This window comes from Amycolatopsis sp. NPDC049868 (assembly GCF_044461365.1).
Classification (GTDB): Bacteria; Actinomycetota; Actinomycetes; order Mycobacteriales; family Pseudonocardiaceae; genus Amycolatopsis.
The window spans coordinates 817,515-843,343 of the sequence record NZ_JBITKV010000003.1; the positions used below are offsets into that span (position 1 = coordinate 817,515).

Below are 25,829 nucleotides of genomic sequence, written 5' to 3' on the forward strand. Positions count from 1 at the left end.
CCCGGGGTGTCCGCGAAGACGGCGACCCGAGGAGAGAGACATGCAGCAGAGCGCGATCGACGAGATCCTGAACCGCCCGCTGAGCCAGGAGCTCCTGGCCCGTGACCTGGCCAGGCTGGCCTACACCGCGTCCGACGGCACGCCGCGGGCGATCCCGATCGGCATCCACTGGAACGGCAAGGAGATCGTCATGTGCACCTCGACGAACGCGCCGAAGCTGCCGTCGCTGCGCCGCAACCCCGCCGTCGCGCTGACGATCGACACCGAATCGCATCCGCCGAAGATCCTGCTCCTGCGCGGCACCGTCGAGCTGGACTACGTCGACGGCATCCCTGACGAATACCTGCAGTGGAACGGCACCTACGAGATGACGCCGGAGCAGCGGGCCGAGTGGGAAGAAAACGTGAAATCGCTCTACGACGGCATGGTCCGCATCGTGATGACCCCGACCTGGGTCAAGCTCATCGACTTCGAGGAAACACTGCCCACCGCCGTCGAAGAGCTCATCCGCCGTCAGAGCGCCTGAAAGGAACCGTCATGACGCTCAAGAAACTGGAACAGGTCGCTGTCGTCGTCCACGACCTCGAAGCGGCCAAAGCGTTCTTCATCGAGCTGGGGCTCGAATTGGAAGGCGAGGCGTCGCTCGAAGGGGACACGGTCGATCGCATCACCGGGCTGAACGGGGTCCGGACGGATATCGCGATGCTGCGGCCGCCGGACGGCCACGGCGGGCTGGAGCTGATCAAGTACCACACCCCGGAGGGGCCGGAAGCCGATCCGCACGCGCCGATGAACACGCCCGGCATCCGCCACTTCGTTTTCTCGGTGGAGGACATCGAAGAAAGCCTCGAACGGCTGCGGCGGCACGGCGGCACCCTCGTCGGCGAGCTGGTGCAATACGAGGACAGTTACCGGCTCTGCTACGTCCGCGGCCCGGAGGGGATCGTCGTCGAGCTGGCGGAAGAGCTCGTACGCCGGGAAGCGTAAACGAGAAGCCCGCGTCTCGACGGATTCCCGCAACGCCTCGCGCTGTCAGCATTTCCGCCATGACATTGACAGGAATCCTGGCCGCCGCGCTGATCGTCACCGGTGCGCCCGCCATTGGCGCGGACGACGTCCGTGTGCACACCGGAGCGATCGACGGTGCCCGCTACCGGGTCGAGGTGCCGTCGAACTGGAACGGCAAGTTGTTGCTGTACAACCACGGGATCTATCCGCCGGGTTACGTTCCCGAGGAGATCGAACTCGCCAACCGGGCGGAGGCGAAACCCGTTCTCCTCGGCGAGGGGTACGCGTTGGCCGCGTCGCTCTACAGCAAGCCGAACGGCTTTTCGGCCCGCGAAGCCGTGCACGATCAGACTGCGCTGCTGTCCTGGTTCGACCGCACGGTCGGCCGTCCGGAGCAGGTGCTCACCTGGGGTGCTTCCGGCGGCGGGCTCAACGCGGTCCTGCTGTCCGAGCGGCTCCCGCACCGCATCGACGGCGCGCTGGCGATGTGCGGTCCCGTCGCGGGCGGTTCCGCGTTGTTCGGCCAGGCGCTCGATCTGGGGTTCACGGTCCGGACGCTGCTGGCGCCCGAACTGGAGATCGCCCGCATCGCGGATCCTGGGGCGAATCTCGCGAAAGCCCATCAGGTGATCGCGAAGGCGCTCGAAACACCCGATGGACGGGCGCGGCTGGCTCTCGCCAACGCGTTCGCCGACGTCCCCGGCTGGTCGACGGCGCATCATCCCCGTTCCACCGATGTGGCCGAGCAGATCCGTCAACAGACGAGGTTCGTCAAGGCGGTCTACGACCAGCTGTCCTGGGGTGCGCACCGGGCCGATCTGGAGGCGCAGGCCGGCGGGAATCCGACCGGGAACACCGGAGTGGATTACCGCGGCCTGCTCGCCCGGTCCAGCGAACGCGGCCTCGTGAACCAGGCCTACCGTGAGGCGGGCCTGGACCTCGGCGCCGACTTGGCGCGGCTCGCGGCCGCGCCCCGGGTCGAGGCGGACAACGCCGCCGCCCGATGGCTCGGCCGCGTCGGGACACCGACCGGGCGCGGTCGTCAGCCCGTCGTCACACTGCATCCGATCGGCGACGGCGTCGCCCCCGAACACGAGCGGACCTACGGTGACCGCGTCGATCCCGGCCGGATCCGGCAACTGTTCGTGAACCGGGGCGGGCACTGCCAGCACACCGCCGCGGAAGAACTGACGGCGTTGCGTGTGCTGCGGGACCGCGTAGAAACCGGTCGCTGGCCCTCGACGTCACCTGAACGCTTGAACGCCGAGGCGAACCGGTTCGGCCCGGAGTTCCGCTTCCTCTACGACTGGCTGCACGGTGAGCCGGGTACAGCCGCACCCGCTTTCCGGCGGTATCACCCGGATCCGCTTCCCCGCGTGGCCTGAGGCCGGCCGGGTCTCGTGAGTGGCCAGGACGGCCGGCCACTCACGAGACCTTCATTCCCCGTGGTAGCGCAGGCCGGTGCGCTTCAGGACGACCCAGCGCTCACCGGGCCGGTCCGCCACGACCGGATACCACCGAGGCGCGACCGCGGCGGTCAGCTCCTCGCCCCGTTCGATGAGGGAACTCACCTCGGGTTCGCCCACCACGATGAGCGCGGACCAGTCGACGTGCGCCAGCAGGTTGTCCTCGGTGACTCCGAACCGTTCCTCCAGAACCGTGACCAGGTCGTGCCCGGTGTCCGGACCGGGCCGGACTTCGCTGACGTCAGGCACTTCTTCGGCTACGACGGGCTCGTCGTAGTCCTCGTCCTCGTCCTCGTCCTCGTCCTCGTCGTCTTCATCTTCTTCTTCGTTGTCTTCGCGTTCTTCGGACCAGACGTGGTGATCGAGCCGCGAGATGCTGTTGCTCAGATCGAAGGCCTGTTCGTCGGTCATGAACAGCGTCACGGTGTGTCCTTCGGTCAACGTGAACGTCAGTTCGGCCTCCGGGTAGCCACTGGTGCCGGGCTCCGCCTCGACCATGCCCGCCACGGTGCCGGCCAGCGCCGTGGGCGCCGGGCTCGTGTGCCAGTCCAGCGACGGCAGGTTCGCGGCCATCTCCAGCACGCACGTCGCGGCGGTCCAGAACGCGTCCTTGTCCCGGAAGTCCTTGCGGCTGCTGGTCAGGGTCCGGCCGCCGCCCAGCGGCTCGGTGCGGGCGTCCACCTGGCCCCGCCCGGCCCCGTTCTCCCAGATCGCGGTGACCGTGACCCGGTTGGCCAGGCGTTTGCGGTAGTTCTCGATATGGCCTTCCCTGGCGAGTTCCCAGCCGTTCACCGTCTCGGGCCAAGCGTCGTCCACTGCGGTTTTCCTTTCCTGACGGGAAGACCCCCGGTCTCGGACGTGACAGGTCCGGTGATCGTTCCCGGCCGCTTGACAAGCGCTGCGCCACCCGGTCTACTGGAGGTATCGAACAAGCGTTCGAAGTGCCGCCTTCCCCGTGGCACGCCGGTGCCGTCCACAAAGGACGGTCTAGGTGTCGTGGGGAGGCGGGGTCCGGTGACAGCGGAGGTGGTCGAGGCACGGGCCTTGCCGTTGGCGAGGCTGGCGGCTTTGCCAGGAGTGAGCACGGCCAGTGGCGTGGCTTCCGCGGCCGAACACGCGAGGACGACGGGAAGGGTGCTCCCGGTGTCCCCGGCGTTGTCCGGTCTGCTGCCCGCCGCGGGGCTCCGGCGCGGGAGCACCGTTTCGGTGCTGGGGTCCACGTCACTGATGCTCACCCTGCTGGCCGCCGCGACCGCCGGCGGTGCGTGGGCGGTCGCGGTCGGCCTGCCCGCGCTCGGGGTGGTCGCCGCCGCGGAACTCGGGGTCGAGGTGGGCAGGCTGGCGCTGGTCCCCCGCCCCGGTGCCGAGTTCCCGGCGGTGACCGCGGCCTTGCTCGACGGGTTCGATCTCGTGGTCGTCGGTCCGGGGCTCGCCCGGCCCGACGTGGCGAGAAGGCTGTCCGCCCGCGCGCGCAACCGTGGTTCGGTGCTGCTTTCGCTGGGTTCCTGGCCCGGCGCGGAGGTCGAACTGAGCTGTCGTCGTTCACGCTGGACGGGTTTCACCGGCGGTGGTGCGGGCTATCTGCGCGCTCGTGAGGTGGAGGTACGGGCGGGCGGCCGGGGTGCGGCCGCCCGGCCGATGTCGGCCCTGCTGCGCTTTCCCGGCCAGGGCGAAGTCGAGCGGGTGGACTTCCCCGCGGCGGCCACGGCGAGGTGGGGGTCGGCATGAACCCGCCGGTACGCATGCTGGTGCTGTGGTGCCCGGACTGGCCGGCGGTCGCCGCCGCGGCCGTCGCGGGTGAACCCGTCGGCCGCCCGGCCGCGGTCTTCTCGGCGAACCGCGTGGTCGCCTGCACCGCGGTGGCCAGGGGATACGGCGTCCGCCGAGGGATGCGGCGGCGCGAGGCCCAGTCCTGCTGTCCGGAGCTGGCGGTCTTCGGTGAGGACGAAGGTCGCGACGCCCGGCTCTTCGAATCCGTCGCACGGGCGGTGGAAGAGCTGGCCGTCGGCGTCGAGGTGGTGCGCCCGGGGATCGTCGCCGTCCCGGTCGACGGCGCGGCCGGCTACTTCGGCGGCGAGCACGGCCTCCTCGAAAGACTGGTGGACGAGGTGTCGGTGGCGGCGGGCGTGGAGAGTCAGGTCGGCGTGGCCGACGGCCTGTTCGCCGCGACACTCGCCGCCCGCCGTTCGACGCTGGTCGAACCCGGTGGGACGGCGGAATTCCTTGCCCCGCTGCCCATTCGCGAGCTCGACCAGCCCGAGGCGGGCCGCGCCGAGCTGGTCACCTTGCTCAAGCAGCTCGGTCTGCACACGCTGGGTGCCTTCGCGGCGCTCGGCGAAAGCGACGTCTCCGCGCGTTTCGGCATGGAGGGGGTGCTCGCGCATCGGTTGGCACGAGGACGGTCCGAACGTCCGCCGTCGCGCCGCCGTCCGCCACCGGAACTCTCGCTCGCGAAGGCGTTCGACCCGCCGATCGACCGGGTCGACGCCGCCGCGTTCGTGGCGAAAGGACTCGGCGAACGCTTCCATGCCGGGCTCGCCGCGTACGGGCTGGCCTGCACCCGGCTCGGTATCTACGCCACCACCGAGACCGGTGAGCAACTCGGCCGGGTGTGGCGTTGCGCCGAGCCGCTGACCCCGCTCGGCGTCGCGGACAGGGTGCGCTGGCAGTTCGAAGGCTGGCTGAAAGCCAAGGATCGTCCCAGTTCCGGCGTCGTACGGCTGCGGCTGGAGCCGGAGGAGACGGTCGAAGGCCGGTCGCTGCAGCTCGGGTTGTGGCAGGCGGGTGCGGCGGGTGCGCTGCGGCCGTCCACCGAGGACGAGGATCTGTCCGGCGAGCGCGCCGCTCGCGCACTGGTACGGGTGCAGGGATTGCTCGGCCCGGAGAGCGTCTTCACCGCGGTGCTCGACGGCGGCCACGGACCCGCCGAGCGCGCCCGGCTGGTGCCGTGGGGTGACAGGCGGGAGAAGACGGCGCAGGCGGACGCGAACTGGGCAGGGAGGCTCCCGGCGCCCTCCCCGGCGACGGTGTTCGCCCGGCCGGTGCCCGCACAGGTGCTGGACGAGAACGGGCGCGTCGTGGAGATCACCACGCGGCGCCGGGTCACCGCCGCGCCGTTCGTCGTGAGCTTCGAGGGCGGTGAGCCGCGCGAGGTCCTCGCGTGGGCGGGGCCGTGGTTCGTCGGTGTCCGGGCCGGTGCGGGGCACGCCCGGTCGGCGACCCGGATGCGGTTGCAGGTGCTGCTGGCCGACGGGCAAGACGCCGAGGAGGCGGTGCTGCTCCGCTTCGAGCACCACAAGAATCCGATGTGGACACTGGAAGGGAAGTACGACTGAACATGGACGAGGAGTACACGCGGCTCGTGCGGCGATGGCTGGAGGAGCCCGCCATCCCGGTGCAACGTGCGGAGCTGGATACGGCCTGGGCGGCGTGCGTTCCGCGCGCGGAAGTGTTCGTCCCCGCGCCGAGAAGCTCGATCGAGAACCGGTGACCGATGGGCTGGAACAATCCTCCGCGGCCGTGGAAGGACCTCGCCCGCGAGCTCGCGGGCGAGGTACCGCCCGGCGACGGCGGTGACAGCCCCGCGTGGAGTGCCAAGCGGCAGGGATATCAGCCGCCCGCGGACCTGACCGGGCTGATCGGTGACGACGACGGCGCCACCGCGCGCCGGGTGCCGTACGCCGAGCTGCACTGCCATTCGAACTTCAGCTTCCTCGACGGGGCCAGCCACCCCGAGGAACTGGTGGAGGAGGCCGCGCGGCTGGGCCTGGACGCGATCGCGCTCACCGATCACGACGGCATGTACGGCGTGGTGCGTTTCGCCGAAGCGGCGAGGGAACTGGGCGTGCACACCGTCTTCGGCACGGAGCTCAGTTTCGGCCTGTCCGGCCCGCAGAACGGGTTCGCCGATCCCGAGGGTGAGCACCTGCTCTTGCTGGCCAAGCAAAAGGACGGCTACCTGAGCCTGAACCGGGCGATCACCGCCGGACAGCTGCACGGCTTCGACAGGCGGTCGTTGCCCCCCAAGGAAAGGGCGGAGAAGGGCAGACCGGTCTACGATCTGCGCGCGGTCGCCGAAGAGGTGCGCGGGAAGTGCGTCGTGCTCACCGGCTGCCGCAAGGGCGCGGTGCGCAGGGCGCTCGTCACCGAAGGTCCCGCGGCGGCCGTCGTGCGGCTGAAGGAGCTCATCGACTGCTTCGGCCGGGAAAACGTCTACGTCGAACTCATCGACCACAGTCTTCCCCTGGACAGCACGCACAACGACCTGTTGAGCGAGATGGCCGTGGAATTCGGGCTGCCGACGGTGGCGACCACGGCCGCGCACTACGCCCGGCCGGAGCGGGCTCCGCTCGCCGACGCGCTCAGCGCCATTCGCGCCCGGCGGGGCCTGGAGGCCATGGAGGGCTGGCTGCCCGCCGCGGGGACGGCGTTCCTGCGGTCGGGGGATGAGATGGCCGAGATCTTCGCGCGGTATCCGGGTGCGGTGCAGCGGGCGGCGCTGCTCGGGCGGGAATGCGCGTTCGAACTCCACCACATCGAGCCGAAGCTGCCGCCGTTCGACGTGCCGAAGGGGTACACCGAAGCGTCCTACTTGCGGTACCTCACCAAGGAAGGCGCGAAGGAACACGAGAAGAACAAAGACGCCGAGTACCGCGAGAAGGCCCGGAAGCTGATCGACCACGAACTGGACATCATCGAAGAACTGGGTTTTCCCGGCTACTTCCTGATCGTCTGGGACATCGTGCGGTTCTGCCGGGACAACAAGATCCTCTGCCAGGGCCGGGGATCGGCCGCGAACTCCGCGGTCTGTTACGCGCTCGGCATCACCAAGGTCGACGCCGTGCGCTACGGCCTGCTCTTCGAACGGTTCCTCGCCCCGGAACGCGACGGTTACCCGGATATCGACCTCGACATCGAATCCGATCGCCGTGAGGAGGCGATCCAGTACGTCTACCGGAAATACGGGCGGCTGAACACCGCGCAGGTGGCGAACGTGATCACCTACCGGGCGCGTTCCGCGGTCCGGGACGCGGCGCGGGCGCTGGGGTACTCGCCCGGCCAGCAGGACGCGTGGAGCAAGCAGATCGACCGCTGGGGTGCGTTGCGGGCCACGGAGAAGGACCACGATCACGACATCCCGGAGGAGGTCGTGGAGCTGGCCTGCGCGCTCGAAGACTTCCCTCGGCATCTGGGTATCCATTCCGGCGGCATGGTGATCTGCGAACAGCCGGTGAGCGAGGTGGTCCCGATCGAATGGGCCCGTATGGAGAATCGCAGCGTCGTGCAATGGGAGAAGGACGACTGCGCCGCCGCCGGACTGGTCAAATTCGACCTGCTCGGGCTCGGAATGTTGTCGGCCCTGCACTATATGATCGACCTGGTTCGTGACCACAAAGGGGAAGAGGTCGACATCTCCGAATTGGATCTCAAGGATCAGAACATCTACGAAATGCTCTGCCGTGCCGACGCGATCGGCGTCTTCCAAGTGGAGAGCCGCGCGCAGCTGGCCACGCTGCCCCGCTTACGCCCCAAGACGTTCTACGATCTGGCGGTCGAGGTCGCGCTCATTCGGCCCGGCCCGATCCAGGGTGGTTCGGTGCATCCCTACATCCGGCGCAAGAACGGCCAGGAGAAATGGGATTTCGACCATCCGAAACTGGCCAACGCGCTGGGTAAGACGCTCGGTGTCCCGTTGTTCCAGGAACAGATGATGCAGATCGCCCTCGACATCGCCGATTTCACCCCGGCGGAGGCGGATCAGCTGCGGCACGCCATGGGTGCCAAACGTTCCGAACACAGGATGGAAAGACTCAAACGGCGTTTCCTCGAAGGTGCCGCGAAGAACGACGTCGACGGGGAGCTGGCGGAGAAGATCTTCGGCAAGCTCAAGGCCTTCGCGAATTTCGGCTTCCCGGAGAGTCACGCGCTCAGTTTCGCCCTGCTGGTGTTCGCGAGTTCGTACTTCAAGTACTACCACCCGGACGCGTTCCTGGCGGGTTTGCTGCGCGCGCAACCGATGGGGTTCTACTCGCCGCAGTCGCTGGTGGCCGACGCGCGGCGGCACGGAGTGCGGGTGCTCGGCCCGGACATCAACGCGAGCCTCCCGCACGCGACGCTGGAACCCTTGCCGGACGGGGGAGAACTGCTCGCCGTGCGGGGCGGCCTGTCCACCGTGCGGATGATCGGCGAGAACCTGGCGCGGAAGATCGTCGAGGAGCGGGAACGCGACGGCCCGTTCGCGGATCTGGCGGAGGTCGCCCGGCGGGTGCGGCTGACCAAACCACAGGTCGAGGCGCTGGCCGCGGCAGGCGCTTTCGGTTGTTTCGGCGAGAGCAGGCGGAGCGCGCTCTGGGCGGCGGGCGCGGTCGCCGACGAGAGCCTGGAGAAACTGCCGGGGCTCATCACCGGGGTCAAAGCGCCGATGCTGCCGGGGATGGACGAAATCGACATCGCGGCCGCGGACGTCTGGGCCACCGGGGTGTCACCGGACAGCTTCCCGACCCAGTTCATCCGGGAACACCTCGACGAACTCGGCGTCGTCACCGCGGCGGGCCTGCGCGAGATCCCGCACGGCGCGCAGGTGCTGACCGGTGGCGCCGTGACCCATCGCCAGCGGCCGGCGACCGCGGGCGGCGTCACCTTCATGAACCTCGAAGACGAGACGGGGATGATCAACGTCATCTGCACGATGGGCGTGTGGCAGCGCTACCACCGGGTCGCCCGCGGCAGTCCCGCGCTGCTGGTCAGGGGCGTGGTCGAGCGCACCGGTGAGGTGGTGAACGTCCTCGCCGAACAGATCCGGCATCTGCCGTTGCGGATCACCGCCAAGTCCCGTGACTTCCACTGAACCCTCTTGACGATCACTTTGAGGCTGTGCTGAAGTTGCGCCAGCGTCGCAGTGCACCCGGCAAAGAGACCGTCGCGGGCATGGAGGCGCCGGACCATGGGAAATCATGGAAACCCCTTCTCGGACGAACGGCCGGTCGACGGCGTTCGGAAATCAACTCGTTCAGGTTCACAACTGGTTGCGTAAAGAGCTGGCCATGCTGCACGACGACCTCGGGTCGGTCGCGGCGGGACGCGCCGAGCGGCTGCGCGATCTCCGGGCGCATTGCCTCACCTTCTGCTCGGCGCTGACCAGGCATCACACCGGCGAGGACGGCGGTGCTTTCCTCGTGCTGGCGGACGAATTCCCCGAATTGCGGCCGTCGCTCGAAGAGCTGGCGCACGACCACGAGGTCATGACCGGGATCATCGAACGGCTCGAAGAGCTGGTCGCCGGTGTCGGCCCCGGGTCGAGTCAAGCCGAGATCCTTCACGTCCAACGGGAACTGGACGGCCTCACGGCGATCATGGAGACGCATTTCCGGTACGAGGAGAAGCGGATCGTCGAGGTGCTCGACTCGCTGGACATGCCGGAGTGGCAGGAGTCGAAGCCGCCGTTCCTGCTGAAATCGCATTAGGACACGATCTGTCCTATAGGGGCTCTAGCGTTCTTCTCATCGCATACGACGACCGAGGAGAACTTCGATGAGCAACCCGATCCCCGACGGCTACCACTCCGTCACTCCGTGGATCATCTCGCGCGACACCGCGGGCATGATCGACTTCCTCAAGCGGGTCTTCGACGCCGAGCCGATTGGTGAACCGGTGTACGTCGAAGGCGGGAAGATCGGGCACGCCGAGGTCCGGATCGGCGATTCGGTCGTCATGCTGTTCGACGCGCGGGACGACTGGATCGAGACCCCGGCGTACCTGCGGCTCTACGTCGAAGACAGCGTGGAGACGCAGCGCCGAGCGGTCGAGGCCGGCGCCGAAGAGGTCACAAGGCAGACAGAACTCTTCTTCGGCGACCGCGTCGGCCGGGTCCGCGACCCGTTCGGCAACCTGTGGTGGATCCAGACCCGGCTGCACGACCTGGACTTCCCGGAGATGGAACGCCGGATGAACGATCCGAAGTTCATCGAGGCCATGCGGTACGTCTCCGGCACGAAGATCATCCCGGCGCGCTGAAATCGGTAGGGTGGTGACAGCGACGCGGAGGTGAGCCGGTGGATCACCACCCACTCCGGGGCAACCCCGGGGAGCACGAAGTCAGCGAGACAAGGCGCCCCGCGCGAGCGCGGCATGCTCCGCTTGCGAGGCCGCGCGGATGACAGGAGAAAGAGTCACCTCCGCGTCGCTCCTCGGCCCCATGCCGGTCTGGCGATTCCAGGTGGCCCGCTGGACGACGTTCGACGAATGCGCTGCCGGTCTCGACCTGACACCCGGCGAACTCTCGTGGTTCGCCGACACGAAGGGCTGGAACAGGCGCGCGGCCGAGCCGGTCCGGCACTACACCTACCGCTGGATTCCGACCGCTTCGGGCGGCGTGCGGCTCATCGAGCGGCCGAAGCCGCGGCTCGCCGAACTCCAGCGCCGGATCGTGCGGCACGTCGTCGGCGCGCTGCCGGTGCACGAGGCCGCGCACGGGTTCCGGCGTGGACGTTCGCCGATGACGTGTGCCGCGCCGCACGCCGGTCGGGAGATCGTGGTCAGGATGGACCTCGAAGGGTTCTTCCCGGCGGTGTCCGCGCGCCGGATCTCGGCGTTGCTCGACCTCGCCGGCTATCCGCCCGCCGTGGCGGAGGCGCTGGCGGGCATGCTGACCACGGCCGTTCCGCCCGATGTCCTCGCCACCGCGCCCGGCCGACGGCGGGATCCGGCGCGCCTGCGACTGCTGAACAATCTGGCGGCCACGCATCTGCCGCAGGGTGCGCCGTCGTCGCCGCCGGTCGCGAACGCGGTCACACACCATCTGGACCGCAGGCTCGACGGCCTCGCGCGCGTACTGGGCGCGACGTACACGCGGTACGCCGACGATCTGGCGTTCTCCGGGGATTCCCTGCCGCTGCACCGGCTGCTGCCCGGGGTCCGGCGGATCGTGACCGACGAGGGTTTCCGGCTCCGGGACGCCAAGACCTCGATCGCCGGCGCGCACCAGCGGCAACGGGTCGCGGGCCTGGTGGTCAACAGCGCGCCCGCCGCGACGCGTGCCGACTACGACGCCCTGCGCGCTCTGCTCCACAACTGCGTCCGGACCGGCCCGGAGGCGCAGAACAGAGGTGGGCATCCGGACTTCCGCGCCCATCTGCTCGGCCGGATCGGCTGGATCGCCGTGTCTTCGCAGGCACGGGCGGCGAAGCTGCGCGCGATGTTCGGCAGGATCACCTGGGATTGAGCGGGTGTGCGATCCTGGACGGGTGATCGAGACTGCCGAGGACTACCGAGAAGCCGTCCTTTCCCAGCAATGGTGGGAAAAACGCAGTTTCGTCGGCTGTGATTTCACCGAAGCCGACCTGCGCGGGCTGCGTACTCAAGGGTGCACCTTCGACCAGTGCGACTTCACCAGGACGGACTTCGAGGGCTCGCGCCACGAGGCGTCCGCGTTCCGCTCGTGCACCTTCGACCGCACCGTGCTGGCGAGCACGCGGTGGAGCTCCTGCTCGATGCTCGGATCGTCCTTTGTGGACTGCCGGTTCCAGAAGATCGCCTTCACCGAATGCGATCTCTCGCTGGTCTCGCTCAGTAAGGCCCGTATGTCCAAAGTGGACTTAGGTGGCCTGCGGTTGCGTGAGGCGAACCTGCTCGAAACGGACCTGACCGGCGCCGACCTGCGAGGTGCGGATCTCACCGGTGCCCGGCTGGCCGGCGCGAAACTCGAGGGCGCGGACCTGCGCGGCGCGCGGCTCGACGCCAACGGCCTGGTGCAGGCGAACCTCTCCGGTGTCCACGTCGACACCGAGACCGCGATCGCCTATGCCGCCGCGCACGGTCTCGTCATCCACTGACCCCCGGACGCTATGAACGGGCCGTTCCTTGCAAAATTTGCAAGGAACGGCCCGTTCATAGCGTTCAGGCGAGCTAGTCGATCGGCGGTTCGCCCGGGTCCAGCTCGATGAGGTCGCCCTCGGCGAGCAACTCCTCGATGGACGCGGGCAGCAGGTACGCCGACCCGCCACCCGGCTGGTTGAACCACGGGATCGCGACACCGGCGAGGGCTTCGAGCGGACGCTGCACGCGGTACACGTGGTACGGCCGGTTCACCCACTCCGGCACGAGCGAACGTTCCTCGAACGGCGTCCCGGCCGCGTAGGTCAGGTTGCCGTTCGGGCCGCCGAAGCGGTCCAGTTCGCTGCCCGCGGGCAGCTCACGCAGCTCCTTGCCTCGGAACAGCGTCAGCGGCGGCTCGCCGTTGAGCGGAGAAATCGGCCAGTTCTGCTTGGCGTCGGGAGCCCCGGCGTTCGCCGCGGCCGGCGGACGTGCCGGTTCCTCGCGCCGCATCGGCGGCGGCGGAGGCGGCGTCACCGGCGGCTCACGCCGCGGCGGCGCGGGCGGAGGGCTCGCCAGTACCGGGTTCGGCCGCGACGGGGGCGCGGGCGGGACCGGTGCGGGGGCGGGCTCGTCGTCCAGATCGTCCCCGAGCAGCTCCTCGGCCGTCGTGAACGCGGTCTGCTCCTGTGCCGGGATCGCCTCCCGTGGCGGCACCGGATGTGAACCGGTCGCGATCTCCGGGGACAGCGTCGCCAGCACGGGCGGGGCCGGCGCCTGCTCTTCGACAGGCTGTTCTTCGACGGTGGGCTCCTCCTCGGGGGGCGGAGCGCCGTTCGGGTTCAGCAGGACCTTGCCGAGCATGAACGCGGCCGCGTCCTCGGCGTCGCCGAACACCGCCGGGTTGGCCAGCTTCCCGTCGTACCAGCCGACCCGCCAGCCACCACCGTCGACCTGCTCAACGCTCCAGCCGTGCTCGGCGGGGGCGCCGATGCGGTAGACGTCTTCGGGCACGTCGAGGTCGTCGAACTTCGCCTGCAGCTCGTTCAGCACCGGCACGGGGTGCTCGGGGCGGCGCGGCGGCGGCGCTTCCTCGCGTCGCGGCTCGGGCTCCGGCTGCGGCACGGGGGTGGTAGCAAAGGTCCCCCGCTCCTGCGGCGGGGCGTCGACCTGCGTGACCTCGGAATCCGACGGCGGCGGCGCCACGTTCGGCTCCGCGTCGTGCGTCAGAAGAGGCAGCTCAGGACCGGCGTCGGCCTGCTCGACCGGCGCGTATCCGGTGGTCGTCTCCTCCTCCGGGGGCGCGTACGGCTGCTCTTCTTCCTGCCGGGCGTACGCGTCCTGCTCCTCCTCGTGAGGAGGCTGCTCGTAGGCGTCGACCTGCGGGGCCCGCGCGTACGTGGTCGCTTCCGGGTCGGCGATCTGCGGTTCCGGCTCGGGCTCGGTGTCCTGACGGGCCTCGTCCGCGTAGGTGTCCTGCTCGGACGCGTACGGGTCTTCGTAGCCTTCTGCGTACTGCTGCTCGGCGGCGGCCTCGTGGAAGTCCTGCGCCTGGTAGTCCTGGGTGTCGTAGTCGTCCTCGTACCGCTCGGCCTGCTCGGCCTGATCCGGGACGCCCGCCTCGGCACCGGTCGCCGCGGCACCGGCCGCCGCCGCGGCGACCGGTGCCGCGGCCGCGGCGGCCACCGCGGCCGGATCCGGACCCTGCTGGTGCGGCGGCGGGACAGGCGGCTGAGCGGCGGGCTGGTTCGGACCGGGACCACCGGGGCCGGGCTGCCCGGGAGCCCCCTGCTGCGGCGGCACCGGGCCGTTCTGCGGCGGGCCCTGCGGAGGCGGGCCCGCGGGCACGCCGTTGGGACCGCCGGGGCGCTGCTGCGGGGGCTGATTCCCCCGGGTGAGATACCCCGCCGCGGCCTGCAGTGTCTGGGCGTCGACCTCGGGCAGCGCGAACTCGTTCTGCCGGACGTGGTCGATCAGATCGAGCTCCGGCGAGACGCCGTACTCGCGCAGGTAGAAGTTGACGGCGGCGGGCCAGATCCACTGCCCGTCGCTGTGGAAGGCGACCGGGACGGTGGCCTCGGGCGTCTGCGCGAGCCGGTCGATGTCGTAGCCGCGTTCGGTGACCACCAGCGGCGCGCGGTCGAGGTACTCGAGCAGCCTGTCCTGCTCCTCGATCTCCAGGTCGGGCCGGTTGATCACCGGACGTCCGGCCGGGCCGATGGTGTCGAAGATGCGGGCGATGCGGAAATGCGGTCCGGGCTGCTCGGGGCCGAGGCCGGACATCCGCCGGATCAGCCATTCGGGCACGTTCTCCTCGGAGCGGGGGAACATGCGCAGCTCGTCGGAGAGTGCCTGCGGAGGCGGCGCGAGGCGCCACTGCGGCTCGTCGCGGTTGTATTCGAGGTTGTAGCTGGACGGGTGGTCGAGCTGGTAACGGGCGTTGAACCAGGTGCCGCGGCCGTCGCGGTACATCCCGGCACGGAGCCTGCCGAACAACGTCGCGATGTCGTGCGTCGCGACCCACTCGTGCGAGGTGCCGTCCTCGGTGATGATCTCGCCGGTCATCTCGTGGTACCTGCCGACGGCTCGGTACTCGGCGGTCACCTTCCGCCAATCACGCGGAGCGGCCCGCAGCAGGGCGAGGCCGATCTGTTTGACCAGGGTGTCCTGCTCGGTCGCGTTCAACTGAGTCGTCGGTTGTGCCACGGTCACATTTTGACCGTATCCGCGCTCCTGTGCACCCCGCATGTGGGTTTTGCCGCTATTGACAGCCCGGAAGACGCCCTGACCTGCTGCCGGATCACTCACCCGGGATACTGACGCCGTGAACCGATTTGCCGGCGAGACCCCGAAGGACGAGGACTGATGGCGGTGGCCGGACAGCGGCGTGACCGTGGGGTACTACTCCATCACCTGCCGTTTCTGCTGGTGATGCTGGTGATGGCCGTCGCCGCCCTGCGGATCGGCCAGTACCACTGGCGGCAGGGGGCCGCGCTGATCGGCGGCGCGTTGCTGCTCGCCGGCCTGCTCCGGGCGGCGCTGCCCGAAGCGAAGGCCGGGTTGCTGGCGATCCGGGGCAAGCCGGTCGACGTCCTGACCTACGGCGCGCTGTCGGTGTTGATCCTGTTCATCGCCTTCACGATCACCGGCGGGCCCCTGTCCTGAGGGGTCAGGACGCCATGGCGGGTGCCAGGCGGGCTTCGCGGCGGTCCATGCCGCCGGACACCACGGCCAGCGAGAGCCCCAGGACGGCCAGCGACGCACCGACCCAGTTCGGCGCGACCAGGCCGAAGCCGCCCGCGATCACCAGTCCGCCCAGGTAGGCGCCGATCGAGTTCGCGATGTTGAACGCCGACTGCACGGCGGCGGAGACCAGCGACGGCGTCCCGCCCGCCTTCTCCATGATCCTGGCCTGCATCATCGGGCCGATCATGAACCCGGCGAGGCCGACGAAGAAGATCGTCACCGCCGCGCCGACCTTGCCGTTCGCGGTGAAGGTGAAGATCGCCAGCACCGTGGCCAGGCCGAACAGCGAGACGTACAGACTCGGCATCAGTGCCTTGTCGGCGAGCCTGCCGCCGAGGATGTTGCCGATCGTCATGCCGACCCCGGCCAGCGAGAGCAGCAGGGTGACGTTCGACGGCGAGTAGCCGGTGACGTCGGTCAGCATCGGCGCGATGTAGGACAGGCAGGCGAACACGCCGCCGAGGCCGAAGGTGACGATCGCGAGTGCGAGCCACACCTGCGGACGGCGGAAGGCACCGAGTTCGCCGCGCAGCGACGGCTCGACCGGTTTGCCCTGGTGGGGGACCAGTTTCGCGATCGCGGCCATGGCGAGCAGGCCGATCACGGCGACGACGCCGAAGGTCGCGCGCCAGCCGACCTTCTGGCCGAGCAGCGTCCCCAGCGGCACGCCGACGACGTTGGCCAGGGTGAGGCCCATGAACATCATCGAGACGGCCTTCGCGCGTTCGCCCGGCTTGGCCAGGCTGGACGCGACGACCGCGCCGGCGCCGAAGAACGCTCCGTGCGGCAGGCCGGCGAGGAAGCGGAAGGCGACCCCGAACTCCTGGTTCGGCGAGAGCGCGAAGAGGGTGTTGCCGAGCGTGAACAGCCCCATCATCGCCAGCAGCATCGTCTTGCGTGGCAGCCGGACGGCCGCGGCGGTGAGCAGCGGGGCGCCGACCACGACGCCGAGGGCGTAGCCGGAGATGAGGTAACCGGCGGACGGGATCGACACGCCGAAGTCGGCGGCGGCTTCGGGCAGCACGCCCATCATGACGAATTCGGTGGTCCCGATGCCGAAGGCACCGATGGCGAGCGCGAGCAGCGCGACGGGCACGGCTCTCCTTCCGGGGGTCGTACGTGAGTAAACGATTACTCGCCCAGCGTCGCGGATGGGGAGCTGAATCGATTTAGGTCTCGGGCACAAAAGAAGACAGCGCGTGCGGCCCCAGCGTCGACGAGCTGTCCTGCGTCCAGTTCAACGGATCGAGGGGGCGTTTGTCATCCCGGTTTCGGGTGAGGCTGACCACCCTCAGCGGCGGGCGGCGAGCACTCCCTGGAGCAGGCCGGGGAAGAGCTCATCGAGATCGTTGCGGCGCAAGGAGTTGTAGCGGGCGGTGCCCTGCTGGCGGCCCATGATGATGCCCGCTTCGCGCAGCGTGCGCAGGTGATGGGTGAGTGTGGACTTGGTCACGGCGACGTCGAAACCGCTGCACGAGATCTCGGTGCCGGGGGCGGCCAGCTGGCGGACCATGTCGAGCCGGACCGGGTCCGCGAGCGCGGCGAGGACCGCCTCGATCCGGATCTCGTCCTGATCGGGATAGACGTACTGCTGCGTCGCGGCCATCCGTCCATAGTACGACGCCCCTCGAACTTCACGCGAGTTCGTAGTACGGTCTCCATCGAACTACGACAACCATCGAACAACGACCCCCGTGTCGCCTTTAGCGGGCTAACCGCGATCCGGCGCCGACCTGCGTTTAGCGGGCTAAACGCGATCTGTGGGGTCTGGAGCTGGGGAGTCATGACTTTCGCACCACCAAGGACTGCGGTGCTGGCGCTCGGCACCTTCGCGGTCGGCACCAGCGGCTACGTCGTCGCCGGGCTGCTGCCGGCGCTGACCGGCGAGCTCGCGGTCTCCGAGACGGCCGCCGCCCAGCTGGTCACCGCCTTCGCCATCGCGTACGCGGTCGGCTCGCCCCTGTTCGCCGCGGTCACGGGCCGCTGGGAACGCCGCACCCTTCTGGTCGCCGCACTCGTCGTCACCGCCGTCGGCAACGCCCTCGCCGCCCTCGCGCCCGGCTACGTGACCCTGCTCCTCGCGCGGGTCGTCACCGCGATCGGCGCGGCGGTCTTCACTCCGGCGGCGAGTGCCGTCGCCGCCGAACTCACCTCGCCGGAACGCCGGGGCCGCGCGGTCGCGCTCGTCTTCGGCGGGCTCACCATCGCGACGATCTTGGGCGTCCCGCTCGGCAGCGTCCTGTCGCAGAGCGTCGGCTACCAGGCCGTCTTCGCGCTCGTCGCGGTCTTCTCGCTTCTCGGCGCCATCGCCGTCCGGATGGTCTTGCCCGCCGTCCCGGCGCCGCCCCCGGTCCGGCTGGCCGAACGATTCACCGTCGCCAAGGACCCGCGTGTGCTCGCCATGCTCGGCGCGACCGTGCTCGGCTGCCTCGCCGCGTTCTCCGTCTACACCTTCATCTCGCCGGTCCTCTCCGCCACCGCGGGGATCCACGGCACGACGGTCAGCCTGCTGCTGTTCGTCTACGGCGCGGGCGGCGCGCTCGGCAACGTCCTCGGCGGCCGCGCGACCGACCGCTGGGGTGCCAGGGGACCGCTGCTGATCGTGTTCGGCGGGATCACCGTGGTGCTCGCGATACTGCCGCTGGTGGCGACCACCGTCGCGGGCGCGGCCGTCGTCCTGTTCCTCTGGGGCCTGGCCACCTGGTCGATCAATCCGCCGATCCAGCACCGGCTGATCGAGCTGTCCAAGCAGAACGCCGGGCTCGTGCTCTCGCTCAACGCGTCCGCGATCTACCTCGGCGTCGGCCTGTCCGGCCTGGTCGGGGGAGCGGTGCTCAGCGGCGGCGGGCCGCTCCTGCTGCCCGAGATCGCGGCGGTGCTGACCGCGATCGGCGCGGCCGTGGTCGTGGCCGGCTGGCGGAGCCGCGTGAAGCAGCCCGCCATGGCCGAGTGACGGCTACTCGGCGCGAGTCTGGACTTCGCAGTCGGGGCCGGGGAACACCAGCCCTTCGTGTCCGTCCGCGAACCGGACGAGATACGGCGGGGCACCGTGTTCGCCGCGTACCTCGAGGATCTCGCCGCGTTGTTCGGCCGAGCCCACGGTGCGTCCGTGCACGTGGATCTCGTCTCCGACGGTCGCCTGCATGAGAATCACCTCCGACGTTTCAAGGTTAGGAGCGTCGGAGTGATCCCGCTACAGTGTCGGCATGATCCTCGAAATCCTTGGAGGCGCGACGCCTCGCCTCCGGTGAGCCCGTCGATCCGGGTCCGCACACCATCGGAGCTGCGTGCGGCCAGAAGAAGGAAATCCCATTCCTGCTGGGGGCATCTCGTCGCGGCACCGCTGTGGCCACTGCACGGCGCGAATCTCGGCACCCTGCTGAGGACCTGCGACGCCGTGGGTGCTTGCCTTGCCGTGCCGAGGTTTCCCTGGGTGCCGGAGGCGCTGCGCCGCGGGAACACGTTGCGGCGTCCGGCTTGTGTGCACTGGGTGCACGATCCACCCGGCTGGCTGACGCGGGAGAAGGCGGCGGGCACGGCGATCGTCGGCGTCGAACTCGCCGACGAATCCGTGCGCCTCGCCGATCTCCCGCCCGCGCGAGGGCGGACGATCGCCGTGCTCGGCCACGAACAGCAGGGGATTCCGCCGGAAGCGCTCGACCTTCTCGACACCGTCGTCGAAATCCCGATGGTGGGCACCGGTGCGAGCCTCAACGTCGCCGTCGCGGGCAGCCTGGTGTTGTACAAATTGGCGGGCTTGCTGTGACCGTCGCCGATAGGCTGCCCGGATGACCGACGTACTCGACAAGGTGGCCGGGAAGAGCGGCGAATTGGTGCTCCGGCGGGCGGGCGACGATTTCGAGGTCATCGCCAACGGCGTCTTCCTGATGGACACCCGTAACGGTGAATCCGAACGGTTGCTCGTCTCGGTGGCGGCCGATCTGGTGCCGGGCAGGGCGCGGATGCTGATCGGCGGCCTCGGGGTCGGCTATTCGCTGCGCGCCGCGCTGGACCACCCCGGGGTCGGCGAGGTCGTGGTCGTCGAGCGTGAGCCTGCCGTGATCGGCTGGAACCGCGAGGGCCCGCTCAAGGACGTCCACGACGACGCCCTCTCCGACGAACGGGTCACCGTCGTCGAGGCCGATCTGGTGAAGTGGTTGCGCCGGACGGAAGAGCGGTTCGACGCGCTGTGCCTCGACATCGACAACGGTCCTGAGTGGACGGTCACCGACGGCAACGCGAAGTTGTACTCCGAAGACGGGCTGGACATGCTCACCGAGCGGTTGCGGCCGGGCGGCGTGCTCGGGGTGTGGAGCGCCGAGGCGGTGCCGTCGTTCGCGAAACGGCTGCGGGCGCGGTTCGGTGAGGTGCGGGAGCTGAAGATCCCGGTGCCACAAGGGGAACCGGACGTGCTGTGGTTCGCGCGGGTGTAGCCGACGCCGCGCGCGTCAACGCGCGCTGGTGTGACGTGGTGTGCCGAACGGGCACCTTCAATGCTCGCGTCTGGAAGTCGCCGAGCCGGACGCCGCCGCTGTACCCCGACGCGGTGACTCTGGCCCCGGACGCGACGGTGGCAGAGGTGCTGGACGGGATCGACACCTCGCCGGGCTGCGCGGTGAAGGACAGCTTCGGCTGCCTGGATCTCGCGCGCGAAGGTTTCGAAGTGCTCTTCGAGGCCACGTGGATCGCGCGGATGGCTGACGTGCCGCTCGAACCGGGCTGGGCCCGAGCCGACGACCGGTTCGGCGATCCGTCCGTCGCCGTATGGTCGAACGGGGTCGCCGGGGTGACGGCCAACCGTGACGGCGACTTCGCCGGACTGTCCAATTTGTACACTGAAGGCGACCTGGACGACGCCTGGCGCGGCGCGACCTCGGCCGTCGCGGCGAGTTTCCCCGGCTTGCCGATCACGGGCTACGAACGCGGCGAAGATCTCGACGCCGCACTCCGAAACGGCTACACGGCTCTGGGGCCGTTGCGGGTCTGGCTGAAATGATCGCCGCATGGAGATCACGACCTGGCACCTCGAACAGACCTCGCCGGACGACTTGAGCGCGGCCAAGCCGCCGGCCGTCCCGGTGACGGTCACCCGCGCCGAGCTGGTCAGCCCGGAACTGAACCGCTACCTCTACACCGCCGTCGGCGGCGACTGGTTCTGGATCGACAGGCTCGGCTGGTCGTGGGATCAGTGGATCGAGTGGCTGGACAGGCCGGGTGTCGAGACCTGGGTGGCGTACGCGCAGGGGACGCCGTGTGGGTACTTCGAGCTCGACGGCACTATCGACGGTGAGGTGGAACTCGAGTACTTCGGCCTGATGTCGTCCTTCGTCGGCAAGGGCCTCGGAGGGCATCTGCTGGCCATCGCGCTGCGGGAGGCGTGGGCGCTCGCGGAGCGCTGGCCGGGCAAGACGCCGACGCGCCGGGTCACGGTCCACACCTGCACCACCGATGGCCCGGCCGCGCTCAAGAACTACCAGGCGCGTGGGTTCCGGCTGTTCCGCACCGACGTCGAGCAGGCCGGACTGCCCGCCGAGACGCCGGGGCCGTGGCCGGGGGCGGGGAAGAACCATGGGCCGTGAGCCATGCGTTACCCCTCACGCCGGCGGCGCTGCCAACTGGAGCGCTCCGGCGGCGGGTCGCCCTGCCTGTGACGCCTGGACGGTGGCGCCTGCATGATCGGAGCCGAGAAGACGTCATCACTGTCCGGCGCCGGGGCCTCGTCGGCCGAATCGGTTTCCCGCTCATCGTGTTCGTGCCGTGCCAGGTATTCATCGACGGCCTCGCCATCGGCCGCCGCCATCTCCTCCTCACTGATCGCGTTGAGCGATTCGGTGATCTTGTCCGCGACCGAAGTGAACGCGTCACGGTAGGCGGAGCTCAGCACGGCTTCGCGCAGCGTCATCCGGCCGGACTGCACCTCACGCGCCATCTCGGCGAACACCGGGTCGTCGCCCTTCGCCAGCTGCTGAAGGAAGACCTTTCTGAGCCTGTCGCGCTTATCCGTATCCAGGATGGGACTCGGCATTTGTTCGTCCGGCATTTCACTGACCTCAGCTCTCCGGGTGCTTGTATCCGGCATTCGGATCGAACATGGAACCGAGTTGTTCCATTTCGCAAACCGGTGCTTCGTCGGGAAGATCGATGGCCGCGTTCACGACTTCATACAGTCGGAACGCGTCCACCGCGAACGTGCAGATCATCATGATCTTACCGAGTGCCCCCCAGACCGCGCCCTTGAGTAACGCCGCCAGTGCCCCCGTCACACTTCCGGTCTGCCACATCGCGACGAGCCCGACCGCGCATTCCGAAAAATAATCGAGAACCAGATTGATCAAGTCGTTCAGTACCTGCTGGAGATTGAAGGCGATCTCCACGTAACCTCGGTACTTGCCGTACAGGTATGAGAAGAAGTCAGATTCCGCCAGGTTCGCGCGCCACATCTTCTGAAAGAATCCGATCGCGGCGTCGGCCGCGTTCCCTTTCCATACCTGAGCAAGCGCCTCGTCCGAATAGTGCAGGTTTTCCGCCATCGCGCCGACCGATTTCATGCATTCGAACCAGACGGCCTCGCAGGTCGCGAGTTGCTCCCAGTCGCCAGCGAAAAACTGTATCGCCTCGTCGATGGGGTCGGCTCCGAACGTATTTTTGATGATTGCGCGCAGGTAAGCGGTCGGGCTCATCAGGTCGCCGAGAAGATGTACGAAATCGTCGATCGAATTCACCTGTGGCCTGAGGGCCGCTGGATCCGGATGGGCTGACAACTCGTGGTTCGGCAAGGCGATGTCCTGAAAAGTGTACACGTTATGAGTTTGTACCCCATAGCTTTCCACTTCTTCTTTCGTGTCGAGCTTGCCGGGTGTCGCCGCCGGATAGGTGGCGTCCATCTTGGCCGCCTTTTCCGCATCCGTGTCCTCATACCATTTCGCCGCGGTGCGTACGGCGGCGACCGAATTTCCGGCGATTCTGGTCAGCAGCTCCGTACGCTCGCCTGCCATCCGGCGGGCCTCTTCGTGGGCGTCGCCGAGGAACCCGAGTATTCCCAGTCCCGGCTGGCTCAGTGTGGCTTTTTGGTCGAAATGATCGAAAACGGCCTTGCCGTCCTCGTGATAGCGCTCCAGCAGATCGGCGAACTTGCCCAGCGCCTCGGTGTCCACTTCGAACGACACGGTCCACGCTCCCCTCGGTGATCGATGGCGCAATACTGGGGAGTGAGGCTTTCCTGTAGCTTTCCTTCCGCTTTGCTCCTGATCGGCGACGCGACCTCGAAGCGGAGAAGGTTCGTGGTTATGCGGAGGCTGTCCGGGCGGCTTGCTTGGCCGCCTTCTTGAACGCCCGCACCTCGCCGAGGGTCTTCGCGTCGACGACGTCGGCGATCGAACGCCGTGAGCCGCGGTCGCCGTACGGGCCCGCCGCGGCGCGCCAGCCCTTGGGCTGCACGCCGAGCTGTTTGCCGAGCAACGCGAGGAAGATCGCGGCCTTCTGGTCGCCGTAGCCGGGCAGCGCCTTGAGCCGCTTGAGGACTTCGGGGCCGTCCGGCTTGGGGCGTCCGGCGGTCCAGATCCCGGCCGCGTCGCCGTCGTAGACCTCGACGACATGCTGGGCGAGATCCTTCACCCGGCGGGCCATCGAGCCGCCGTAGCGGTGGATCGCGGGCGGGACCACGCAGAGTTCGACGAAGGTTTCGGTGTCCATCGCGTGGATCTTCTCGATGTCGAAACCGTCCATCCGGTCCGCGATCTTCTGCGGGCCGCGGAACGCGTGTTCCATCGGGAACTGCTGGTCGAGGAGCATCCCGACGAGCAGTGCGAACGGGTCTTCGGTGAGCAGCCGGTCCGCTTCCTCGTCCCCGACCAGGTGCAATGCGCGCGTCATGCGCCCAGGATCTCACGACCGGGCCGCCGCGCGCGTCCTCATCCGTGTGGGTCGACCAGCAGGTCCGCCGCCGCGGTCGTGACGGCGTCCGACACCGCCGCCAGCGCGGGGGAGTCGAGTTTCCACTGCTGCCAGAACAGCGGTACGTCGATCGGGTGATCCGGGTCCAGGCAGACGAAGCTGCCGTCGCGCAGGCGGTCGCCGATCTGCGCGAGCGGCACCATGCCCCAGCCCATCCCGGCCGAGACGGCGTCGAAGAACCCTTCGGAAGACGGGACGTAGTGCCGCAGCGAGCTCGCGATCGTGCCGCGCTCGCGCGCGAAGCGGTCCTGAAGGTCGTCACGGCGATCGAAGACGACGACGGGTGCTTCGGCGAGGTCGAGGTCCGTGCCGAGCGCCGGGCTCACGACGGCCAGGTAGCGCATGTGCCCCAGCCGGTGCACCGAACACCCCGCGACCGGATCGGGTGACGACGTCACGGCGGCCATCACCAGGCCCTCCCGCAGCAGGGTCGTGGTGTGGTCCTGGTCCTCGCGATGCAGCTCGAAGCAGATCTTCTGCTCGGGCGGCACCCGCGTGAGGGCGGGCAGGAACCAGGTCGCCAGCGAATCCGCGTTGACCGCGATCGGCAGCCGGACTGGTTCGTCGCCGGCGGTCAGGCCGAGTTCGGCCCGGGTGTCGGCCTCCAGCAGGGCCATCTGACGGCCGAACCGCACCACCGCCTGCCCGGATTCGGTCAGGCGCACCGGTTTCGTGCGGATGAGCAGGACAAGACCGGTGCGCTGTTCGAGCGCCTTGACGCGCTGGCTGATCGCCGACGGGGTCACGTGCAGCGCCGAAGCCGCCGCGTCGAACGTGCCTTCGTCGGCGACCACCAGCAGCGTGCGGACCAGGTCGAGCGGCAGATCTGTCATCACGAACGCTAATCTTACGTAAGAATCTTTAGCTGTACTGTTGACGATCGGCTTCCTAGCCTGGTCCGTATGGGAGACGTTCTGTTCAGCCTGGGTGCCGGATTCGGCGCCACCATGGCCCTCATCGTCGCGATCGGCGCGCAGAACGCGTTCGTGCTGCGCCAGGGCATCCGCCGTGAGGCGGTACTCGTGGTGGTGCTGATCTGCATCTTCTCGGACGCCATCCTGGTCAGCCTCGGCGTCGGCGGAGTCGGCGCGCTGGTGGGGACGTCACCCGAAGCGCTGACCATCGTCGCCCTGATCGGCGGCGCCTTCCTGCTTTGCTACGGCGCTCTCGCCGCCCGTCGCGCGTTCAAACCGGCCGCACTCGAGACCGCCGGTCCGGAGACCGGCGGATCGCTGCGCCGCATCGTGCTGACCACGCTGGCGATCACCTGGCTGAACCCGCACGTCTACCTCGACACCCTCCTCCTGCTCGGCGCGATCGCGGCCGGGCACGGCAGCGACCGATGGGCGTTCGGCGTCGGTGCCGTGTCGGCGAGCGTGCTGTGGTTCCTCGCGCTCGGTTTCGGCGCGCGGCTGCTCAGCGGGTTCTTCCGCAAGCCGTCGTCGTGGCGGGTGCTGGACGGTCTGGTCGCCGCGACGATGATCGGCCTGGGAGTGGCGCTGGTGGCCGGAGCCTGATCACGGCAGGCGGGCCAGCTCTTCGGCGGTGAGCACGAGATCGGCCGCGGCCGCCGAATCGCGGATCGTGGCGGGCCTGGTCGAGCCGGGGATCGCGATCATCGACGGCGATTTCGCGAGTAGCCAGGCCAGGCACACCCGTTGGGGGCTGACGCCGAGATCCTCGGCCACGGAAAGGAATTCCCCGCCGATGCCGCGGAGCGGGCCCCACGGCAGATACGCGAGCCCGAGTTCGGTGCACAGGGCCAGTTCCGGTTCGTGCGCCAGGTGCGCGGGCGCGTGCTCGTTCTGCACCGAAACCAGTGTCTCGCCGAGGATCTCCCGTGCTTCGAGGATCTGTGCCCGTGACACGTTGGAGATCCCGGCGAGCCGGATCTTGCCTTCGTCGGCCAGCTCCTTGATCGCGCCGACGGACTCCGCCCACGGCACGTTCTCGTCGGGCTTGTGCAGCTGGTAGAGCCCGATCGCGTCGACGCCGAGCCGTTTCAGCGAGCCCTCGCAGGCGTTCTTGAGGTGCGCGGGAGTCCCGGTGACGGTCCACGAGCCGTCACCGGGACGGCCACGACCGCCCTTGGTCGCGACGAGCACCGCGTCCGAGCCGCCTCGGACGGCCAGCGCGTCGGCGATCAGCTCCTCGTTGTGGCCGATTTCGTCCGCGTGCCAGTGGTAGGAGTCGGCCGTGTCGATCAGCGTGACCCCGGCGTCGAGCGCGGCGTGGATCGTGGCGATCGCGCGATCCCGATCCGGGCGGCCCTCGATCGACAGCGGCATCGCGCCAAGGCCGACCGCGCTCACTTCGACGTCTCCGATGCTGCGGTAACGCATGTGG

General features: G+C 68.9%; 28 protein-coding genes. 18 read left to right on the top strand and 10 right to left on the bottom strand.

Annotation, left to right across the window (positions count from 1 at the left end; genetic code table 11):
• The first annotated feature begins 40 nt into the window (after positions 1-40).
• The 3 genes from ACIBTM_RS17495 to ACIBTM_RS17505 are packed head-to-tail and all read left to right on the top strand — an operon-like array spanning position 41 to position 2,393.
• Positions 41-526, top strand: a complete 486-nt coding sequence (locus ACIBTM_RS17495; protein WP_395877675.1) for a pyridoxamine 5'-phosphate oxidase family protein — start codon at positions 41-43, stop codon at positions 524-526.
• A gap of 11 nt (positions 527-537) precedes the next feature.
• Positions 538-987 (top strand): VOC family protein, encoded by a 450-nt coding sequence (locus ACIBTM_RS17500; RefSeq protein ID WP_395877677.1) that lies wholly within the window; start codon positions 538-540, stop codon positions 985-987.
• A gap of 59 nt (positions 988-1,046) precedes the next feature.
• The gene (locus ACIBTM_RS17505; RefSeq protein ID WP_395877679.1) at positions 1,047-2,393 is read left to right on the top strand and encodes a hypothetical protein; all 1,347 of its coding nucleotides are present in this window, start codon (positions 1,047-1,049) and stop codon (positions 2,391-2,393) included.
• A gap of 51 nt (positions 2,394-2,444) precedes the next feature.
• Here the strand turns inward: ACIBTM_RS17505 and ACIBTM_RS17510 are convergent, their stop codons facing one another.
• Positions 2,445-3,290: a hypothetical protein gene (locus ACIBTM_RS17510; RefSeq protein ID WP_395877681.1), complete on the bottom strand. Its 846-nt coding sequence runs from the start codon at positions 3,288-3,290 to the stop codon at positions 2,445-2,447.
• A 228-nt stretch (positions 3,291-3,518) separates the two neighbouring features.
• On the opposite strand from ACIBTM_RS17510, the gene ACIBTM_RS17515 reads away from it, so the two are divergent.
• The 8 genes from ACIBTM_RS17515 (at position 3,519) to ACIBTM_RS17550 (ending at position 12,304) form a co-directional block, all read left to right on the top strand.
• A complete protein-coding gene (locus tag ACIBTM_RS17515; RefSeq protein ID WP_395878103.1) occupies positions 3,519-4,202 on the top strand; it encodes a hypothetical protein in 684 nt (227 codons plus the stop codon).
• Positions 4,199-5,809 carry a DNA polymerase Y family protein gene (locus ACIBTM_RS17520; RefSeq protein ID WP_395877683.1) on the top strand — a complete coding sequence of 537 codons (1,611 nt, stop codon included), beginning with the start codon at positions 4,199-4,201 and terminating at the stop codon, positions 5,807-5,809. The genes ACIBTM_RS17515 and ACIBTM_RS17520 overlap by 4 nt, the downstream gene beginning before the upstream one ends.
• Positions 5,810-5,811: 2 nt before the next feature.
• Positions 5,812-5,964 (top strand): hypothetical protein, encoded by a 153-nt coding sequence (locus tag ACIBTM_RS17525; RefSeq protein WP_395877685.1) that lies wholly within the window; start codon positions 5,812-5,814, stop codon positions 5,962-5,964.
• A gap of 3 nt (positions 5,965-5,967) precedes the next feature.
• Positions 5,968-9,321: an error-prone DNA polymerase gene (locus ACIBTM_RS17530; protein WP_395877687.1), complete on the top strand. Its 3,354-nt coding sequence runs from the start codon at positions 5,968-5,970 to the stop codon at positions 9,319-9,321.
• A 106-nt stretch (positions 9,322-9,427) separates the two neighbouring features.
• Entirely contained in the window at positions 9,428-9,937 is a 510-nt protein-coding gene (locus ACIBTM_RS17535) for a hemerythrin domain-containing protein (protein ID WP_395877688.1), read from the top strand.
• A gap of 67 nt (positions 9,938-10,004) precedes the next feature.
• Positions 10,005-10,487 carry a VOC family protein gene (locus ACIBTM_RS17540; RefSeq protein WP_395877689.1) on the top strand — a complete coding sequence of 161 codons (483 nt, stop codon included), beginning with the start codon at positions 10,005-10,007 and terminating at the stop codon, positions 10,485-10,487.
• A gap of 139 nt (positions 10,488-10,626) precedes the next feature.
• Positions 10,627-11,694: a reverse transcriptase family protein gene (locus tag ACIBTM_RS17545; RefSeq protein ID WP_395877691.1), complete on the top strand. Its 1,068-nt coding sequence runs from the start codon at positions 10,627-10,629 to the stop codon at positions 11,692-11,694.
• A gap of 22 nt (positions 11,695-11,716) precedes the next feature.
• Positions 11,717-12,304 carry a pentapeptide repeat-containing protein gene (locus ACIBTM_RS17550; protein WP_395877693.1) on the top strand — a complete coding sequence of 196 codons (588 nt, stop codon included), beginning with the start codon at positions 11,717-11,719 and terminating at the stop codon, positions 12,302-12,304.
• Between the two features lie 73 nt (positions 12,305-12,377).
• Here the strand turns inward: ACIBTM_RS17550 and ACIBTM_RS17555 are convergent, their stop codons facing one another.
• Positions 12,378-15,032 carry a glycohydrolase toxin TNT-related protein gene (locus ACIBTM_RS17555; RefSeq protein WP_395877695.1) on the bottom strand — a complete coding sequence of 885 codons (2,655 nt, stop codon included), beginning with the start codon at positions 15,030-15,032 and terminating at the stop codon, positions 12,378-12,380.
• Positions 15,033-15,149: 117 nt separating this feature from the next.
• Between ACIBTM_RS17555 and ACIBTM_RS17560 the strand changes: the two genes are divergently transcribed.
• The gene (locus tag ACIBTM_RS17560) at positions 15,150-15,449 is read left to right on the top strand and encodes a DUF3017 domain-containing protein (RefSeq protein ID WP_395877697.1); all 300 of its coding nucleotides are present in this window, start codon (positions 15,150-15,152) and stop codon (positions 15,447-15,449) included.
• Positions 15,450-15,453: 4 nt separating this feature from the next.
• On the opposite strand, the gene ACIBTM_RS17565 is transcribed toward ACIBTM_RS17560, so the two are convergent.
• Positions 15,454-16,626 carry an MFS transporter gene (locus ACIBTM_RS17565; RefSeq protein ID WP_395877699.1) on the bottom strand — a complete coding sequence of 391 codons (1,173 nt, stop codon included), beginning with the start codon at positions 16,624-16,626 and terminating at the stop codon, positions 15,454-15,456.
• 195 nt (positions 16,627-16,821) lie between these two features.
• Positions 16,822-17,136 carry an ArsR/SmtB family transcription factor gene (locus ACIBTM_RS17570; protein WP_395877701.1) on the bottom strand — a complete coding sequence of 105 codons (315 nt, stop codon included), beginning with the start codon at positions 17,134-17,136 and terminating at the stop codon, positions 16,822-16,824.
• A gap of 177 nt (positions 17,137-17,313) precedes the next feature.
• On the opposite strand from ACIBTM_RS17570, the gene ACIBTM_RS17575 reads away from it, so the two are divergent.
• The gene (locus ACIBTM_RS17575) at positions 17,314-18,483 is read left to right on the top strand and encodes an MFS transporter (RefSeq protein WP_395877703.1); all 1,170 of its coding nucleotides are present in this window, start codon (positions 17,314-17,316) and stop codon (positions 18,481-18,483) included.
• Between the two features lie 3 nt (positions 18,484-18,486).
• Here ACIBTM_RS17575 and ACIBTM_RS17580 read toward each other — a convergent pair whose 3' ends face one another.
• Positions 18,487-18,675 carry a DUF1918 domain-containing protein gene (locus ACIBTM_RS17580; RefSeq protein WP_037332488.1) on the bottom strand — a complete coding sequence of 63 codons (189 nt, stop codon included), beginning with the start codon at positions 18,673-18,675 and terminating at the stop codon, positions 18,487-18,489.
• Positions 18,676-18,777: 102 nt separating this feature from the next.
• On the opposite strand from ACIBTM_RS17580, the gene ACIBTM_RS17585 reads away from it, so the two are divergent.
• The 4 genes from ACIBTM_RS17585 to ACIBTM_RS17600 all read left to right on the top strand — a co-directional run bounded on the left by ACIBTM_RS17585 (position 18,778) and on the right by ACIBTM_RS17600 (position 21,109).
• Positions 18,778-19,296, top strand: coding sequence for a TrmH family RNA methyltransferase (locus tag ACIBTM_RS17585; RefSeq protein WP_395877704.1), 519 nt, complete (start codon positions 18,778-18,780; stop codon positions 19,294-19,296).
• Positions 19,297-19,318: 22 nt separating this feature from the next.
• Entirely contained in the window at positions 19,319-19,963 is a 645-nt protein-coding gene (locus ACIBTM_RS17590; RefSeq protein WP_395877706.1) for a spermidine synthase, read from the top strand.
• A 113-nt stretch (positions 19,964-20,076) separates the two neighbouring features.
• A complete protein-coding gene (locus ACIBTM_RS17595; RefSeq protein ID WP_395877707.1) occupies positions 20,077-20,526 on the top strand; it encodes a hypothetical protein in 450 nt (149 codons plus the stop codon).
• Between the two features lie 7 nt (positions 20,527-20,533).
• On the top strand, positions 20,534-21,109 hold the full coding sequence (locus tag ACIBTM_RS17600; RefSeq protein ID WP_395877709.1) for a GNAT family N-acetyltransferase: 576 nt from the start codon (positions 20,534-20,536) through the stop codon (positions 21,107-21,109).
• An 8-nt stretch (positions 21,110-21,117) separates the two neighbouring features.
• Here the strand turns inward: ACIBTM_RS17600 and ACIBTM_RS17605 are convergent, their stop codons facing one another.
• The 4 genes from ACIBTM_RS17605 to ACIBTM_RS17620 form a co-directional block, all read right to left on the bottom strand.
• The gene (locus tag ACIBTM_RS17605) at positions 21,118-21,609 is read right to left on the bottom strand and encodes a hypothetical protein (RefSeq protein WP_395877713.1); all 492 of its coding nucleotides are present in this window, start codon (positions 21,607-21,609) and stop codon (positions 21,118-21,120) included.
• Positions 21,581-22,696: a hypothetical protein gene (locus ACIBTM_RS17610; RefSeq protein ID WP_395877715.1), complete on the bottom strand. Its 1,116-nt coding sequence runs from the start codon at positions 22,694-22,696 to the stop codon at positions 21,581-21,583. Before ACIBTM_RS17610 ends, ACIBTM_RS17605 begins: the two co-directional genes overlap by 29 nt.
• 118 nt (positions 22,697-22,814) lie before the next feature.
• Positions 22,815-23,402 (bottom strand): HhH-GPD-type base excision DNA repair protein, encoded by a 588-nt coding sequence (locus tag ACIBTM_RS17615; RefSeq protein WP_395877718.1) that lies wholly within the window; start codon positions 23,400-23,402, stop codon positions 22,815-22,817.
• A gap of 38 nt (positions 23,403-23,440) precedes the next feature.
• Positions 23,441-24,319, bottom strand: coding sequence for a LysR family transcriptional regulator ArgP (locus tag ACIBTM_RS17620; protein WP_395877720.1), 879 nt, complete (start codon positions 24,317-24,319; stop codon positions 23,441-23,443).
• Between the two features lie 66 nt (positions 24,320-24,385).
• Here ACIBTM_RS17620 and ACIBTM_RS17625 point away from each other — a divergent pair, with 66 nt between their 5' ends.
• On the top strand, positions 24,386-25,000 hold the full coding sequence (locus ACIBTM_RS17625; protein WP_395877722.1) for a LysE/ArgO family amino acid transporter: 615 nt from the start codon (positions 24,386-24,388) through the stop codon (positions 24,998-25,000).
• Here ACIBTM_RS17625 and ACIBTM_RS17630 read toward each other — a convergent pair whose 3' ends face one another.
• On the bottom strand, positions 25,001-25,825 hold the full coding sequence (locus tag ACIBTM_RS17630; RefSeq protein WP_395877724.1) for an aldo/keto reductase: 825 nt from the start codon (positions 25,823-25,825) through the stop codon (positions 25,001-25,003).
• Positions 25,826-25,829 lie beyond the last annotated feature (4 nt).